General features: G+C 65.4%; 12 protein-coding genes and 1 pseudogene. 4 read left to right on the top strand and 9 right to left on the bottom strand.

The features are described 5' to 3' along the window. The first annotated feature begins 8 nt into the window (after positions 1-8). From gyrB to BN2503_RS10420, 3 genes are all read left to right on the top strand, one after another. Positions 9-2,594: a DNA topoisomerase (ATP-hydrolyzing) subunit B gene (gene gyrB / locus BN2503_RS10430; RefSeq protein ID WP_054256598.1), complete on the top strand. Its 2,586-nt coding sequence runs from the start codon at positions 9-11 to the stop codon at positions 2,592-2,594. A 452-nt stretch (positions 2,595-3,046) separates the two neighbouring features. Then, complete coding sequence (locus BN2503_RS10425) at positions 3,047-5,314, top strand: hypothetical protein (protein ID WP_054256597.1); 2,268 nt, start codon at positions 3,047-3,049, stop codon at positions 5,312-5,314. Positions 5,315-5,332: 18 nt separating this feature from the next. Next, entirely contained in the window at positions 5,333-7,195 is a 1,863-nt protein-coding gene (locus BN2503_RS10420; protein WP_158447351.1) for a LeoA/HP0731 family dynamin-like GTPase, read from the top strand. Positions 7,196-7,672: 477 nt separating this feature from the next. On the opposite strand, the gene BN2503_RS10415 is transcribed toward BN2503_RS10420, so the two are convergent. Together BN2503_RS10415 and BN2503_RS10410 are read right to left on the bottom strand one after the other, a co-directional pair. Then, the gene (locus BN2503_RS10415; protein ID WP_054256595.1) at positions 7,673-8,461 is read right to left on the bottom strand and encodes a phosphatase PAP2 family protein; all 789 of its coding nucleotides are present in this window, start codon (positions 8,459-8,461) and stop codon (positions 7,673-7,675) included. 135 nt (positions 8,462-8,596) lie between these two features. Further along, positions 8,597-9,943: a D-amino acid dehydrogenase gene (locus BN2503_RS10410; RefSeq protein WP_054256594.1), complete on the bottom strand. Its 1,347-nt coding sequence runs from the start codon at positions 9,941-9,943 to the stop codon at positions 8,597-8,599. 78 nt (positions 9,944-10,021) lie between these two features. Between BN2503_RS10410 and BN2503_RS19365 the strand changes: the two genes are divergently transcribed. Continuing rightward, positions 10,022-10,936: a LysR family transcriptional regulator ArgP gene (locus BN2503_RS19365; RefSeq protein ID WP_074930291.1), complete on the top strand. Its 915-nt coding sequence runs from the start codon at positions 10,022-10,024 to the stop codon at positions 10,934-10,936. A 159-nt stretch (positions 10,937-11,095) separates the two neighbouring features. On the opposite strand, the pseudogene BN2503_RS10400 reads toward BN2503_RS19365, so the two are convergent. The 7 genes and pseudogenes from BN2503_RS10400 to BN2503_RS10375 all read right to left on the bottom strand — a co-directional run. Next, positions 11,096-12,109: pseudogene (locus tag BN2503_RS10400) on the bottom strand (sodium/glutamate symporter); the annotation flags it as partial. A 6-nt stretch (positions 12,110-12,115) separates the two neighbouring features. After that, the gene (locus BN2503_RS21245) at positions 12,116-12,238 is read right to left on the bottom strand and encodes a hypothetical protein (RefSeq protein WP_267887056.1); all 123 of its coding nucleotides are present in this window, start codon (positions 12,236-12,238) and stop codon (positions 12,116-12,118) included. Between the two features lie 77 nt (positions 12,239-12,315). Next, the gene (locus BN2503_RS19360; protein ID WP_074930289.1) at positions 12,316-13,158 is read right to left on the bottom strand and encodes a pentapeptide repeat-containing protein; all 843 of its coding nucleotides are present in this window, start codon (positions 13,156-13,158) and stop codon (positions 12,316-12,318) included. 18 nt (positions 13,159-13,176) lie between these two features. Then, a complete protein-coding gene (locus tag BN2503_RS10390; RefSeq protein ID WP_054256591.1) occupies positions 13,177-14,043 on the bottom strand; it encodes a pentapeptide repeat-containing protein in 867 nt (288 codons plus the stop codon). A 12-nt stretch (positions 14,044-14,055) separates the two neighbouring features. Then, positions 14,056-14,622, bottom strand: coding sequence for a midcut-by-XrtH protein (locus BN2503_RS10385; protein ID WP_054256590.1), 567 nt, complete (start codon positions 14,620-14,622; stop codon positions 14,056-14,058). A 98-nt stretch (positions 14,623-14,720) separates the two neighbouring features. Further along, entirely contained in the window at positions 14,721-15,413 is a 693-nt protein-coding gene (locus BN2503_RS10380) for a cyclic nucleotide-binding domain-containing protein (RefSeq protein ID WP_082366558.1), read from the bottom strand. Between the two features lie 270 nt (positions 15,414-15,683). Next, positions 15,684-16,890: IPTL-CTERM sorting domain-containing protein (locus BN2503_RS10375; RefSeq protein ID WP_148639745.1), on the bottom strand; the 1,207-nt coding region annotated here is incomplete at its 5' end.

The following is a 16,890-nucleotide window of genomic DNA, read 5'->3' as shown; positions in this document are numbered from 1 at the left end:
ATACATCCATGACCGACGAGAACAAGCCCGCACCCCAGACCCTTGCCCCTGAAGGCATCGACCCCAGTGGCGGCTACGGCGAGGGCGCGATCCAGATCCTCGAAGGGCTGGAGGCGGTGCGCAAGCGCCCCGGCATGTACATCGGCGACACGTCCGACGGCACCGGCCTGCACCACCTGGTGTTCGAAGTGGTGGACAACTCCATCGACGAGGCGCTGGCTGGGCACTGCGACGACATCGTCGTCACCATCCACACCGACAACTCGATCTCCGTCACCGACAACGGCCGCGGCATTCCCACCGGCGTGAAGATGGACGACAAGCACGAGCCCAAGCGCTCGGCCGCCGAGATCGCGCTGACCGAGCTGCACGCGGGCGGCAAGTTCAACCAGAACAGCTACAAGGTCTCGGGCGGGCTGCACGGCGTGGGCGTGTCCTGCGTGAACGCGCTGTCGCGCAAGCTGCGCCTGACGGTGCGCCGCGAAGGCAAGGTCCATGTGCTCGAATTCGCCCGCGGCTTTGTGCAGAACCGGGTGATCGAGACCGTGAACGGCGTCGAGGTCTCGCCGATGAAGGTGGTGGGGGAGACAGAGAAGCGCGGCACCGAGGTGCACTTCCTGCCCGACACCGAAATCTTCAAAGAGAACAACGAGTTCCACTACGAGATCCTGGCCAAGCGCCTGCGCGAACTGTCCTTCCTGAACAACGGCGTGCGCATCCGCCTGGTGGACGAGCGCACCGGCAAGGAGGACGACTTCTCCGGCGCCGGTGGCGTTAAGGGTTTTGTCGAGTTCATCAACGGCACCAAGAAAGTGCTGCACCCCACGGCCTTCCACGCCACGGGTGCGCGCCCGGCCGAGAGCTACGGCGGCATCCCCGGCACCGAGATTGGCGTCGAAGTGGCCATGCAGTGGAACGACGGCTACAACGAGCAAGTCCTCTGCTTCACCAACAACATCCCGCAGCGTGACGGCGGCACCCACCTGACCGGCCTGCGCGCAGCGATGACGCGCGTCATCGGCAAGTACATCGAGCAGAACGAGCTGGCCAAGAAGGCCAAGGTCGAGGTCAGCGGCGACGACATGCGCGAAGGCCTGTGCTGCGTCTTGAGCGTGAAGGTGCCCGAGCCCAAGTTCAGCAGCCAGACCAAGGACAAGCTGGTCAGCTCCGAAGTGCGCGCGCCGGTGGAAGACATCGTCGCCAAGGCGCTCACCGACTACCTGGAAGAAAAGCCCAACGACGCCAAGATCCTCTGCGGCAAGATCGTCGAGGCGGCGCGCGCGCGCGAGGCCGCGCGCAAGGCGCGCGAGATGACGCGCCGCAAGGGCGTGCTCGACGGCATGGGCCTGCCCGGCAAGCTGGCCGACTGCCAGGAAAAAGACCCGGCGCTGTGCGAGATCTACATCGTCGAGGGTGACTCCGCCGGCGGCTCCGCCAAGCAGGGGCGCGACCGCAAGTTCCAGGCCATCCTGCCGCTGCGCGGCAAGATTCTGAACGTGGAGAAGGCGCGCTACGAAAAGCTGCTCTCGAGCAACGAAATCGTCACCCTCATCACCGCCCTGGGCACCGGCATCGGCAAGGCGGCCGAGGACGGCAACGGCAAGAGCGGCGCCGACGACTTCGATGTCGCCAAGCTGCGCTACCACCGCATCATCATCATGACCGATGCCGACGTGGACGGCGCCCACATCCGTACCCTGCTGCTGACCTTCTTCTACCGCCAGATGCCCGACCTGGTCGAGCGCGGCCACATCTACATTGCCCAGCCGCCGCTGTACAAGGTCAAGAACGGCAAGGAAGAGCTGTACCTGAAGGACGGCCCCGCGCTGGACCAGTACCTGCTGCGCATCGCGCTGAACCACGCCAGCGTGCACACCGGCGGCGCCCAGCCGCAGACGCTGCAGGGCGACACCCTGGCCGAGCTGGCGCGCAAGCACCAGGTGGCTGAAAGCGTGATCGCACGCCTGTCGGCCTTCATGGACCAGGAAGCCCTGCGCGCCATTGCCGATGGCGTAGCCGTCAAGCTCGACACCGTGGAAGACGCCCAGGCCAGCGCGGTGGCCATGCAGGCCAAGTTGGCCGAGCTCTCCACCACCGGCGTGCCGCCCGAGGTGGCGGGCGAGTTCGATGCGCGCAGCGACAAGCCCATCCTGCGCATCAGCCGCCGCCACCACGGCAACGTCAAGAGCAGCATCCTCACGCAGGACTTCGTGCACGGTGCCGACTACGCCGCCCTGGCCGAAGCCGCCGACACCTTCCGTGGCCTGCTGGGCGAAGGCGCCAAGGTCATGCGCGGCGAGGGTGACAAGGCCAAGGAAGAAAAAGTGAGCGACTTCCGCCAGGCCATGGCCTGGCTCATCAGCGAAGCGGAGCGCACCACCGCGCGCCAGCGCTACAAGGGCCTGGGCGAAATGAACCCTGAGCAGCTGTGGGAGACCACCATGGACCCCGCCGTGCGCCGCCTGCTGCGCGTGCAGATCGACGACGCCATCGAAGCCGACCGCGTGTTCACCATGCTCATGGGCGATGAGGTGGAGCCGCGCCGCGACTTCATCGAGACGAATGCGCTGCGGGCCGGCAACATCGACGTGTGAGGCTGTAGGTTCTCATTGATCTTGCAAATATTCTCACTACTTGCGAAGCTCGCTGCATCTCGTGTCAAATGACAGAGAAAGTGCAAACTTTGCCAAGTTAGTGCAAAAGTGCTGTCAGAGAAAATGAAAAAGGCGCTCATCTGAAGCGCCTTTTTTATCGCGGGGGCAGTCGTCACATTTAGATCAATAGCTTCTTGATTTTTGAAGCGACCGACCAATGAAGTAGCATCTTCCCACTTTGGACTGCGCGTGAAGCCTAAACCAAGCGCCCACGTTCTGGCGCTCGCAGATCAATCCGACAAGTTCGAAATGCCATACTGGCCTGCTTTCCTTCAATAGGTGTGGTCCTGGCAATTGAGTCCGAATAAATGCAGGGCCGCACCGACGACTCACTACCGGATCGGGTCGGCTTACACCTCTGACAACCAATCAGCAAATTTCAACGGGTACGCATGTCCAACACCAACAAGACCGATCAGTTCTATGACCAAGTGACGACGCTGGTCGATCAGTCGCTTGCAGCGGTGCTCAAGAAAGGCTCGACGACCAATGGAAACCAAGATATAGAAAGTGCCATCGCCAGTTCCAGAACCTTGCTGGAACAGATGCGCGACCGGACCAATAAAGATATTCGAGAGCTGCGCGAGCTGTCCGAATGGGATACGTTCACCATCGCGTTCTACGGTGAGACGAACGCTGGCAAATCCACCCTGATCGAGACACTACGCATTTTGCTGGGTGACAGTGACAAGCTCGCCACACAGCAGAAATTCAGGGACTTGGCCAAGGATTTGCGCGTTGATCCCGAGAGTCTTGCGTCGCTCGAATTAAGCATCCAGAAGTTGCAGGCTCAACTGGCGGACAGCGAGCAACTTGCCAATCAGCGCGCACGGCAGTTGACGAGTGAGGAACAGCAGCAAGCGGTCGGCCTCGATGTGCTGAGGGCCACCATCCAGCACAAGCTCAAGCATCAGAACTTTTGGCAGAAGCTGTTGCATATGTTCAAGAAACTGGATGAAGAGAAGGCTCTCCAAGAGCGGGAACTGGCACTCGTGCAGCTCAAGGCAGGAAATCAAGCCAGACTGGAAGCCATCGCCGCCGAGCCCCGCAAGATCCAGGCCGAGCTGGCGGCCAAGACAGGCGAAAAAGCCAAAGTTGAAAGCGCGTTCGCACGGCTGGCTCCGCTGCAGGATGGATGCATCATCGGCAACGGGCGCTCAGACTTCACACTCCAGTCGCATTCCTACCGCTTCGTGGCGGGAGGCCAGCAGTTCCAATTGATCGACGTGCCTGGCATCGAAGGTGACGAGAAGCAGGTGATGAGCGCCATCGATTCATCCGTCAAGAAAGCCCACGCGGTGTTCTACGTGACGCGCAACGCCACTCCGCCCGGCTCCGGTAGCGAGGGACAGGAAGGCACCATTGACAAGATCAAACGCCAGTTGGGGAAGCAGACCGAAGTCTGGGCTATTTTCAACAAGAGCGCGACCAACCCTCAGGTTCTGCAAGGCCAGACCTTGGTAACCCAAAACGATGCCGTCGGTCTGTCCGACATGGGAAAATCCTTGACCGCTTCGCTGGGCACTGAGACCTATAGGGGACATGTGTGCGTCAGCGGCATGCCCGCCTTTCTGGCGGCTGCCACCTGTCTAGTCCCCAACAACCCCCATGTCAGAAGCCGTGAAAAGTTCCTCGCATCGATGGGGCGCGATGAAATTCTCCAGCGCAGCGGCATGCATGCCTTCCTCCAGTTCCTGCGTTCGGAGCTGTGCCAGAACTTTCAGACCAAGATCCGCGATGCCAATATAAAGAAGATTCGCAGTTGCCTGCAAGACGGCATCAGTCACCTGCATCAGGCGCGAGACAACTTCGCCAATGCCGCGCAGAAGCTGGATGTGCAGCAGAAATCCGCATCCTCTCAGATCGATGGACTGCTGTCCGGCACGTCGCAGAAGCTCAAGAGCGAATGCCATGACGAGTTGAGCGGCAAGAAGTCCGCCATGCGCAGGGCCATCTATGACTACATCGAGAGCAACCAGAGCAACGACGATTTCAAGGAGTACCTGACCGGCGAGATCGATGCACTCAAGACAAGCGTCGGCCGGGATCTGGAGGCACGCTTCTCCAAGGTGTTCAAGTCGTTCACCAATGAGGCTGAAGCCATCATCCAGAAGAATCAGAAGAACGTCAGCGAGATCCTGCACTACACGATCGATGACCCGTTCTCATCGCTCAAACTGAGCTTCCACACCGACTTCAAGATGAGCAATGGCATCAACGTCGTGGGCCTGATCTCGACGCTGGGCGGAGCCGCGGCGCTGGTCTGGGCATCGTTCCTGGCGTCCAACCCGGTGGGCTGGACCACTGCGGCAGTGATCGGTGCGGTCGGTCTCGTGTTCAGTCTCTATAAGGCCGTGCGCAGCTTCTTCAGCAGCGACTACAAGAAGGAGCAGCAGCGCAAGTCCGCTGACGAGAACATTGAGAAGGTGTTCGAGAAGCTCACGGAGATGCTGGACGGCAATCTCGAATCGGCGAGCGCCAAGATCAATGAGGCGCTGATCTCAACCAAGACCCAGATGCGCATTCCCTACGAACAGAGCCTCAACACCAAAGTGGCGCTGGAGGAAATTGCCGTCAAGATGGCTGCGTTGCGGGACAAGCTCGTCCCCAAGCCGGCCTCCGCAGCCCCCGCCTCGGCCACAGAAGCCGCAACCGCCTGAATACCGGAGCAACGTCACGTGACCAGCGCAATTCATTCATTCGAACTGCAAAAGCAGCAAGCCCTTGGAATCCTGTTCAAACTCAGCACCTTCGTGCAGGAGGGAAGCAGTCTGGGCATCCATGTCCATCCGGATCTCGTGACGAAGCTGGAGAAATCGGTGCGGGAAGCGACGGAGCAGAAACTCAAGGTCGCCCTGATCGGGGGCTTCTCCGAAGGCAAGACATCGATCGCCGCCGCCTGGCTGGAGGAGCTGGATCGCAAGAGCATGAACATCAGCCAGGCGGAGTCGTCCAGCGAAGTCCAGATCTACGAATACAAGGACCAGCTGCAGATCATCGACACACCCGGGCTGTTCGGCTTCAAGGAAAAAACCAACGCCACGAGCCAGGAAATCGAGAAGTACAAAGACATCACCAAGCACTACGTGAGCGAAGCTCACCTGGTGCTGTATGTGATGAATTCCGCCAACCCGATCAAGGAAAGCCACACGGAAGACCTGAAATGGCTTTTCCGCACGCTCAACCTGCTGCCTCGCACCGTGTTCGTTCTCAGCCGTTTCGACGACGTCGCAGACGTGGCGGAGGACGCGGATTTTCAGGATAAATTCCTCGTCAAGAAGAATTCGGTGACCAAGCGACTGAATGACGTATTGGAACTGACTCCGCAGGAGCAGGGCGATCTTTCCATTGTCGCCGTGTCGGCCAATCCCTTCGACATGGGCGTCGACCACTGGTTGCGCAATCTGTCCGAATTCCGCAATCTCTCGCGCATTGGCGTGCTGCAAAGCGCGACTCAGCAGAAGATCGAGCGCAATGGTGGACTGATCTCGCTGGCGAACGAAACCCAGAAATCCATCATCGCCGACGTCATCACCCACCAGCTTCCGGCCGCCAAGGAGGCGTATGCCCTGCTGGCGGATGAAGCGCGGCGCATCACCGAAATCAAGCAAAGTCAGGCCCAGGAACTGCAGAAAGTCCACGGCAACATCGCGCAGGCTCAGACGCGACTGCGAGGTCGCCTGTTGCGCTACTTCGAGGATCTGCAACTGCAGACCCGGAAAGTTGGGCTACCCACCTTTGATGACTTCATGCACCGCGAGATTGGAAACGAAGGTTGCCTGGTGCAGCAGTGTATCCAGGAAATATTCAGCGAGGAAATCGGCAGCATTAACACCGATCTGTACCGAATACAGATGAACGTCAACAACGAGTTGAAGCATTACGACGACGTGTTGAACGCCATGAGCAAAAAGGGCGTCAAGTTTCTTTCACAGCCGGGGTTCATCACCAAAGACAATGTCCTGCTGGCTCGCGACGGGCTGAATGCCGCCACGAAAATGGTGGGGCTGGACATCAGCAAGTACCTCAAGTTCAAACCTTGGGGTGCTACCAAGCTGGCGAACGGCCTCGGCAGCGCGGTGGCCATTCTGGGTGTCGCGCTGGAAGTGTGGGACAGCTACAAGGAACAGGAGCGTCAGGCACAGTTTGCTAAAGTGATCGAGAGCATGATTTCCAACTTCCAGATCCAGTCCAAGGAGGTGGTTCAGCTGATCGACGCACCAGACTTTGCCGACCAGTTCTTCCCGACTTTCGTGACCCTTAAGCAACAACTCAGCTCCATTGACCGAGAGATGGGCGCGCTGCATGAACGCCAGGTACGATTCAAGAAGTGGTACGACGATGGCACCGCCATCGACGCCGAGTTTCGTGAGATCAACGGTCACGGCGGAAATCATCAGGCAACCTGGGAAAGCGTGCCAGAGATCGTGATCGACACTACGCCGATCATTGAAACCATCGTACCAAAGGCTCCGCCCGCAAAGCCTCTGGCCGAGACTGCACCGGCGAAGGCGTCGCTCTGGTCCAAGTTGTTCTCGTGACCTCACCGGTTCGTCCGCAAGGCGTTGGGCGAGGTGCATGCTTTCATCGCGCTTGATTCTCGCGCTCCTTCGACGAAGCTGATCAGATCTGCAGGAGTCTGGATCCAATGTACGTATGGCGTAATGCGGCAGCCGACGCAAGCATTCTCTGGGCTGCTGGGGGCGTAGGATCTTTGCAAGCTTGTGAGAACGGCTACCTGAGCTTGAAGTCCCCTGTATGTCCCGCAAGATGCTCGGGAAAGACTGCGCCTATTAAATAGAAACGGTTTGACTCCCTCGGCGTGAGAGAAGTCGGTAGGATGTTTGCAAGCTTGTGAGAATGGCTTGCAAAGGCGTTCTCGTTGAAATTGCAAAGTCCATTGAGAGGCAGAGGCCGAAATTCGCAAGATCAATGAGAACCCACAGAGGCACCTTCCGGCGCAGCCGGAGAATTGAAGTCAAATATGCTGCTAGCCCTTGTGTGAAGGGCGCTAGCAGCTATTGATTCAGGAGCATTGGGCGCTCGCGTTGTTGTGCATGGCGCAGTCCCAGAATGCACAGCCCCAGCCATACCGATCCGCTGGCCAGCCCGGCCAGCACGTCGCTGGCGTAATGCACTTGCAGCAGCACCCGACTGCACGCGCCCGTCCAGGCCAGCCAGGCAGCACCGAGCAGTGCCGGCATGTGCCAGGCGGGCGGTGCCAGGCGCAGGACCACGTAGGCCAGCATGCCGTAGGCCGCCAGCGTGCCCGAGGCGTGGCCGCTGGGAAAGCTGTAGCCGGTTTCGTGGACGATGCCATGCAGGTGTGGCGGGCGGGCGCGCTCGAACAGGTGCTTCAGCCCCTTGTTCAGCAGCGCGTTGCCGACCACGGCCGCCACCCAGGCCAGCGCCAGCAGGCGCTCGCGGCGCCACAGCAGCCAGGCGCCCACCGCGGCCACCAGCGCGATGACCACGGGCGGATCGCCCGCCCAGGTGGGCACCGTGGCCCAGTACAGCAGCGTGGCGCTGGCCTGCACCTGCAATGTGCGGGCCAGGGCGGCGTCAAAGTGGGTCATGCTGGCACCTGCCGCCACCTGCGTGGCCAGCAGGGTGAACAGGGCCAGGGCGGGCAGGGCGCAGCACAGGGCCCAATGGCGTGTGCCCAGCGTGCGGCGCTGGCGCCAGCGTGCGCCCAGCCAGCTGGCCAGGGCGAGTGCCAAGGCCAAGCCCAGCAGCCACAGCACCAGCGCATGCTGGCCTGCGGCGGCGCCCAGGGCGCTGGCAGTGTCGGAAAAGCGAGGGGTCATCGTGGCCGTTGTGTCGTGCTCGGGCCGCGATGGTAATGCGGCCGTGGCGTGGGCCTTCGCATGTGGCCGGACTTCGCCGGGTGACAGCACGGTTTGCGGCGTGGCGCCGCGTGATCCGGTACCGGCCCGCCCGTGTCAGGCCGCCATGGGTTGCGTGGGGCGGCGCTGGCGCCCTTCACCGAGGAAGTCGAAGGCCATGGCCGGGCGCTGGCCGCTGATGAGTTCGGCCATGGCCTTGCCCGAGCCGGCGCCGTGCGTCCAGCCCAGCGTGCCGTGGCCGGCGTTCACCCACAGCTTGCCCACGCGCGTGCGGCCGATGAAGGGGATGTTGGTTGGCGTGGCCGGGCGCAGGCCAGTCCAGTACTGCGGGTCGCCGCCTTCCTCGGGCGTGCGGGTGTCGCACACGCCGGGCAGGATGGTTTCGATGCGGCGCGACAGCATGTGGCAGCGCGCGCGTGCCAGGGGGCTGTCCAGCGTCAGGTCCCAGCCGTTGAGTTCAATGGTGCCGGCCACGCGCAGGAAGTTGCCCAGGCGGCTCATGGCAATCTTCTTGCCGTCGTCAATGGCCGAGACCATGGGCGCGGCCTCGGGGCGCAGCAGCGGGAAGGTGGCGCTGTAGCCCTTGCCGGGGTAAATAGGCAGATCCACGCCCACGCTGCGCAGCAGCGGCGCGCTGTAGCTGCCGCAGGCCACCACCACGGCATCGGCCTGGAGGAGCTGAATCTTGGGGTCTTTTTGGCCTCCAGCGATTTCTGGGCAAGCGCGAACAGCTACTGATTCAATAGCGCCCCCCGCCTTGTTCAGACGCACGACGTCGTGCTGCCAGAGAAACTGCGCCCCGCGCTCGGCGCAGCGGCGTGCCAGCTGCTGCGTGAACACGCGCGCATCGCCGCTTTCGTCGGTGCTGGTGTAGGTGCCGCCGGTGATGTGCGCACCGTAGGCCCGGAACGCCGGCTCGATCTGGAACAGCTCCTCACGGCTCACCAGGCGGCGCTGCACGCCGTAGCGGCGCATCACCTCGACGGCGCGGCCAGCGTCCTCGAACGACTTCTGGTCGGTGTAGAAGTGGGCAATGCCGCGCTCCAGCCGGTGGTATTCGATGCCCGTGGCGCGCACCACGTCCTTGAGCGCGGCGTGGCTGTACGCGCCCAGCGCCACGAGCTGGGCCACGTTGCGCTCGAACGCCGCATCGTTGCACTGCGCCAGGAACTGCAGGCACCAGCGCCACTGCTGCGGGTCCAGCTGCGGGCGGTACAGCAGCGGCGCTTCCTTGTCGAACATCCACTTCAGCGCCTTCCACGGCGCTTCGCGGTTGGCCCAGGGCTCGCAGTAGCTCACCGAAATCTGCGCCGCGTTGGCGAAGCTGGTCTCCTGCGCCGCATCGCTCTGGCGATCGACGACGATGACTTCGTGGCCGCGCTCCAACAGGTGCCACGCGGTGCTGATGCCGATGATGCCGGCGCCGAGGACGATGGTTTTCATGCCGCGCAGTGTGCCCCGCGTTGTGCTTTTTAAAAAGCAAAATTAAACTCTTTGGCAAATCATCAGATGTATTAATAAATGAGTGCCTACGATCCCGCCGCGCTGGAGTGCCTTGCCGCCATCGTCGAGGAGGGTGGCTTCGAGCGCGCGGCGCAGCGCCTGAACGTCACCCAGTCCGCCGTGTCGCAGCGCCTGCGCGCGCTGGAGGCGCAGGTCGGCTCGGTGCTCATCGTGCGCACGCGCCCGCTGCGCCCCACCAATGCGGGGCAGCTGCTGCTCAAGCACACCAAGCAGCTGCGCCTGCTGCGCGCCGACCTGGAGCGCGATTTGCAGGAGCTGGCGCCCAGCGCCCCGGGGGGCACACGCGAGGATGAGCGCATCGCCATCGCCATCAACGCCGACAGCATCGCCACCTGGGCGCTCGACGCGCTGGGCGACCTGGTGCGCCAGCGCCTGCCGCTGGAGATCATTGCCGACGACCAGGACTTCACCCAGGAGTGGCTGCGCTCGGGCCAGGTGCTGGGCTGCGTCACCACGCTGGCACAGGCGCTGCGTGGCTGCAAGGTGGTGCCGCTGGGCGCCATGCGCTACGTTGCCGTGGCCGAGCGCAGCTACGCCGCGCAGCATCTGCCGCAGGGGCTGACGGCGCACAACTTTCGCAGCGTGCCGTTCCTCTCATTCAACCGCAAGGACGACATGGCGTCGGAATTCATCGCGCGTGGCTTCGGCCTCAAGCGCGTGGCGCTGCACCATGTCTACGTGCCCAGCTCCGAAGGCCAGGTGCGCGCCGTGCTGGCGGGCTGGGGCGCGGGCGTGGTGCCCGAGCTGCTGGCGCGCGCGGCGCTGGCCGACGGGCGCCTGGTGGATCTGGCGCCCGGGCGCTGGCTGCCGATCCAGCTCTACTGGCACTGCTGGAACCTCGAATCGGCCGTGCTGGACGCGCTCACCGCAGCGCTGAAGGCGGCGGCGCGCGGCGCGCTCGAAGAAGGGTGATGGCCGCGCCGCCGTGGCGCGGCGTGCGCCGCGTGGCCAGCCGCCCGCGCCGAGCCAGCGCAGCAGTGTGGCAATGACCAGCGCGTTGGCCGTGTCGGGAAACAGTGAAGCCGCCAGCGTAAACGCCAGCATGGCGCGCGGCGCATCGCCGTAGGCGGTTTGCAGCCGCCGCATCACCGCCAGGCCGATCGGCATGGCCCCGATGCCGAAGCCGATGAAGCCGCCGCAGGCCACCGCGCCTTCGTGCCCGCGCCCGAAGAGCACATAGACCAGCCCGATGCCGATGGCGCAGGTGATCGCTGCCTGCACCAGCGCGCCGGACAGCAACAGCGGCAGGTGTTCGGCCAGCTCCGCCCAGTCCAGCGTGAGCATCGCCATCGCCAGGAACACGCGCAGCGCCACCGTGCCCACGAGGTCGCTGGCCTGCGTGTCAAACGGGCGGCGCAGCAGGTCGGCGCCGTTGGTCAGTGCCACGGCGGCGAGCAGCACCACGAGGAACGTGGGCACCTGCCAGCCCGCCGCGTGGCCCAGCCACGCCGTCAGCCCCGGCCCCGCCGCCACGCACACCAGCAGCCCCAGCAGCGGGGGCAGCCAGCGGTCTGACGAGAACGGCGCGCCGCGCACGGGCGCGGCGGCGTCGTGGGCGTCGGGCAGGGTGCCCTGGCCCCCGGCCCGCGTTGCGGGCGCGGGGTGCGTGGCGCCCGTCTGCCCGCGCATCAGCCACGCTGCCACCGGCCCGGCCAGCAGGCTGCCCAGCCCCAGCACCAGCCCCAGCGTGGCGCCGCCCAGCCCCACCTCCAGCGCGCCCGCCACCGGCACGGCGCTGGCCCAGGCCGTGGCCGTGCCGTGCCCGCCGATGTAGGCCGCGCTGCCCACGAACAGCCCCAGCGCAGCGGGCTGGCCGAACGCCCGGGCCAGCAGCAGCCCCGCAGCGTTCTGCGCCACGATCGCCAGTAGCACGGCCAGGCAGATCACCAGCGCACCCTTGCCCGCCTTCGCCAGCCGCCCCAGGTGCGCGCCAAAGCCCAGCGAGGCGAAGAACACCAGCAGCAGCACGCCGCGCGGTTCCGGGGCCAGCCGCACGTCGGCCACCCCGCCCGCGCGCAGCAGCGTCAGCAGCACCGACAGCAGCAGTCCCGCCGATACCGAGGGCGGTATGTTGGCGCGTTCCAGCGCGGGCTAGGCGCGGTGCAGGCGCATGCCCAGCAAGATGGTCGCCACGGCGGCAGCCAGCGTCCAGGCCGAATCGAGGTGGAAGGTGTGCATGGGGGCGAGGCTACCGCATGGCGGGGCCGGGCGCATTGCCGCCGCCGCCGCTGGCGGTCAGGGTCCGCGCAGGCTGTCCATGGCGGTTGCCAGGGGAATGTGCGCTGGCCGGGTCACCGGCATTCGCCGGCGAGGGAGGCGGCTGCGCAGGTGCGCCCGTCCATCCAGGTGGCGCCACGGAAGTCGGCCCCGGCTAGGTTCGCGCCGAATAGCTTGGCGTTGCGCAGGTTCGCGCCGTGCAGGTTGGCCCGGCGCAGATCGGCCCCGCTCAGGTTCGCTTCTTCCAGGTTGGCGCGCTCCAGATTCGCCTGCTGCAAGACCGTTTGTCTGAGGTCGGCGCGCATCAGGTGGGCCTGGCTCAGATTGGCGTCGTTCAGGCGCGCGCCGCGCAGGTTAGCGTCGTACAGCAGCAGCAGGGCCAGGTGCGCGCCGCGCAGGTCGCATTCGGGGCAGGCTTTGGTGAACACCGTGCTCAGCACATCCCACCCGTTCGCCTTGGCCGTGCTTGCCTTGGCGCTGCCGGCGCCGAAGCGGATGAACAGCGGCGTGCCCTCGGCAGGGGCCGCAGGCGCGGCGGCCAGGCGCAGCACATGGCGGCCCGGGGCCAGGCTGGCGCTGGCGGCGCGCTGGGTGGCGTCGGCCCAGGCCAGGGTCTGGCCGCTGGCGTCGGCGATTTCGAGGCGCGCCAGCGTGGCGAGGTCTTCGTCCTCCAGCTCGACGCCGTAGGTGGCGGCCTCGCCAATCTCGAACCAGACCTGCTGCGGCCCGCTGCCGCCGTGCATGACGATGCCGGTGTCGCCCTCTTGCAGCACGCGGCCCGTGGGGTTGCGGGCCGGGTCGTAGAGTTGGCTGGGGCCGAAGCCCTTCTGTGTGACGGGTTCAAGGGAGCCGCCGCCGCAGGCGGACAGGGCGAACGCCAGCGCCAGGGCGGGCAGGGTGCGTAGCGAAATGCACATGGGGTTCTCCTTCGCGGGTTACATGCACAGGTCCAAGGGGGGCACTGCCGCGCAGATGCGCCCGTCCGGCAAGGTGGCGCCACGGAGGTCGACGCCAGTCAGGTTCACTTTGACCAGGTCCACGCCGCTCAGGTCCGCACCGGCCAGGTTCGCGCCGAACAGGTACGCGCCGGCCAGATCCGCGCTTGCCAGGTTCGTGCCGCTCAGGTTGGCGGCTTGCAGCTTGGCGCGACGGAAATCGGCACCGGCCGCGTTCGCCCCCGCCAGGTTGGCGCCGTGCAGGTTGGCATCGCGCAAATCGGCCTTGCGCAAATCGGCCTTGCGCAAATCGGCCCCCAACAGGATCGCGCCGCGCAGGTCGCAGCCCATGCAGGCGCCTATTTGCAGGGACTTGCGCCCGGCCTCCGCCGTCTTGGCCGTGCCTGCCTTGGCGCCTGCTTCGGCTTCGTCGGCGTCGAAATGCAGGAACAGCGCTGTGCCCTCGGCGGGTGCAGTGGCTGCAGGTGCCAGGCGCATTACGTAGCGGCCTGGCGCCAGGTCGGCGCTGGCGGTGCGCTGGGCGGCGTCGGCCCAGGCCAGGGTCTGGCCGCTGGCGTTGGCCACTTCCACGCGCGCCAGCGTGGCGAGGTCTTCGTCCTCCAGCTCGACGCCGTAGGTGGCGGCCTCGCCAATCTCGAACCACACCTGCTGCGGCCCGCTGCCGCCGAGCATGACGATGCCGGTGTCGCCCTCCTGCAGCACGCGGCCCGTGGGGTTGCGGGCCGGGTCGTAGAGCTGGCTGGGGCCGAAGCCCTTCTGTGTGACGGGTTCAACGGAGCCGCCGCCGCAGGCGGACAGGACGAGCGCCAGCGCCAGGGCGGGCAGGGTGCGTAGCGAGAGGGACATGGCAGGCACCTTTCACTGGGGGTTGCTCAAGCCCAAGGTGCAGGTGGCGTCAGGCGGCAGCACCATGCCCGGCTTGCAGGTGTCTGCGTCGTCTGGGTTGAGCAGGCGGTAGCCTCGGACGTCGGTTGTGCGGATCTGCTGGGGCTTGCCCGATGTGTTGCGCAGGGTGTAGCGGTAGTAGTAATCGCCCGAGTCCAGCGCGGGCTGCCACAGCAGTTGCGCCGTACCACCGCCCGGTTGGTCGAGTGCTGCGTCGGCATCGTCGCCACCGACACTCATGCCGATTTGCGCCATGGCTGGGGTGCTCCATGGCACGGCGAGCAGCGCAGCCCCTGCCAGCAGCGCCAGCGCTATGGCACGCAGCATGCCGCCCCTGGCGCTGCGCAGCAGGCGTGGTGCTAGCACGGCCAACGCCAGCACCAGCACCGCCAGGCCCCACTGCGACAGCGTGGGGATGGCCTGCGTACCGGCGCTCAGCGGGCCGTAGGTGATGTAGGCCACGGTGCCACCCGGTGCGGCCCAGGCTGGCGAGGCCAGTGCCAACGCGGCGGCGGCAGGCAGGAGCGGTTTACGTGTCATGAGGGAAATCCTTTCTCGGGGTGATGGAAAAAATAGGGGTAAAGCAGCCGTGAAGCCCTGCGTGGCAAGGGCTTCATGTCGCTGAAAGGCGCCGCCGCTCAATGCGCCGGGCGCGGTTCGCGTGGCTGGCGGTTCTCGCGGGCGTCGCGGGCCGAGAGGCTGGCGCTTACGGCGCGCAGGCGCAGCGACAGCTTGCGCGCCAGTAGGGCGGAGAGGCTGGCGGCCAGGCGTGGCTCACGGGCCAGCATTTCGTCCATGGCCTGGGCGTCGAGCACCGCCAATTCGCAGTCGGCCAGCGTGGTGCAGGCCGAGTGGCGCAGGCCGCCGTCGAGCAACGACATTTCACCCATGATGTCGCCAGGGCGCAGTTGCGCCAGATGCAGGCACTCGCCCCAGGGCTGGGTGCGGTTGACCGACATATTCCCCGCGAGCAGCACCGCCATGAAGTCGCCGCGCTCGTCCTGGCGGATGACCTCGCACTGCGGGCCCACGCGCACCAGCGAGAAGAAACGCACCATGCGCTGCACGGCGTCTGCATCGAGCAGCGCCATGTGCCGGTTGTCTGCCCACAGCGTCTGCAGCCGCGCGGCCACGCCGTCGGCGGGTAGGCGCCGGGCGCTGATTTCCACTGCGCGAGCCTCCCAGGGCACGAAGGGCACGCCGCCGGGCACGTCCTGGCTGGCGAAGGCCGAGCTGAAAAAGACCGAGTCGCCGTCCCCTGGGGTAGAACTGGGGGAGCGGGCCGCACTGGGCCATAGCGGGCGCAGCAGGTGGCGCAGAGGGGTGTTCATGGCGGAGTTCCGTTTCTTGTGTGTATCGAATGGCAAAAAGTCTAGAAAGCGTCTGTGCGCGCGTCTATCGCCCAAATGGGTGAAGCGCCGAGGGCATGCACGAGGCCATACCGCCACCCAGGCGGGCTCGCGCGCCGGGTGGTAGCACCACCCATTCGGCGCAGGCAGGCAAAGCCGCTATCCGCAGGGCGGCAATGGGGTGCAGTGGCCTTTCTTTCTATGCATCAAATAGCCTGCTAGCGCTTGCCTACCAAGCGCTAGAAGCTATCTTTACAGGAGCGCCCGGCGACGCATCGCCCCCAGCCCCGCTGCCAGCAGCGAAAGCAGCGCCAGCGCCCAGGGGCCGAGTGCGGGGATGGCCTGTGGGGCCTGCGGGGCTGGCGGGGCCAGCAGCACGGGGACGCCGGGGTCGGTGATCTGGTGGGGCACGGAGTCGCTGTCGCCCACGCCGCCGTCGGTCAGGGTGAAGGTCACGCTCATGCCGTCGGGTGCAAACTGCGCGCCGGGCAGCGCATACCAGTGCGGCTGCGCGCAGGCAGCGCCGGTGCAGCCCAGCCCGTCGGGGCTGGGGCCGTATTTGTAATAACTGGCCCCCTGCGGCACAGGCATAGTGAAGCGCACAGTCACCTGCGCATCGCCATTGCCAGCGACCCGCCCAAGCACCAGCCCCAGCGGCGCGTGCACCGCCCGCACATGGGGCGGCAAGGGTGCGGGCAAGGTGGCGGCAAAAGCGGCGCTGCTGATCTCCCAGCCGTTCGCGCTGTCCACCTCCACCGCACCCAGATTACCGTTGCCGCCCGCACCCTGCCACGGTGCGCTGCACTGCTGCGCTGCACCGCCATATTCACCGCTGCACTGCCATGTGTACTGGCCGCTGGCGGATAGCACGGCCCCAGGCGTGCCCGTGGCGCACAAATTTGCGCTGGGCTTGGCGGCCACAGCGCCGTTGGCCGCTGAGCCGCAGGTGGCATCGACCGGGTCGTGGGCGAAAGTGGCGCTCACGCTGCGCGTGCTGGTCACATTGGTGAGCTGGCATGCCCCCGTACCCGCGCAATCGCCTGACCAGCCGGTGAAGTGGTAGCCCGTATCGGGCGTGGCGGTGCAGCTTGCATTCTGGCCGTGGGTGACGGGATTGGGCGTGCAGGTGACCGCGCCGTTGGCGGCGGCAGGGGTGATGCTGATGGCGTAGGTAGTGAGCGCGAAAGTGGCGCTCACGCTGCGCGTGCTGGTCACATTGGTGAACTGGCACGCCCCCGTACCCGTGCAATCACCCGTCCAGCCGGTGAAGTGGTAGCCCGCATCGGGCGTGGCGGTGCAGCTTGCATCCTGGCCGTGGGGGACGGGATTGGGCGTGCAGGTGACCGTGCCGTTGGCGGTGGCGGGGGTGGCGATAGCGTGGGTGTTGGGCGCGAAAGTGGCCGAAACGCTGCGCGTGCTGGTCACATTGGTGAACTGGCATGCCCCCGTACCCGCGCAA

The organism is Paenacidovorax caeni, assembly GCF_001298675.1.
In the GTDB taxonomy this organism is placed as follows: Bacteria; Pseudomonadota; Gammaproteobacteria; order Burkholderiales; family Burkholderiaceae_C; genus Paenacidovorax; species Paenacidovorax caeni.
Note: the sequence above shows the minus strand (reverse complement) of the source record. Positions and strands in the feature narration are given on the sequence as shown.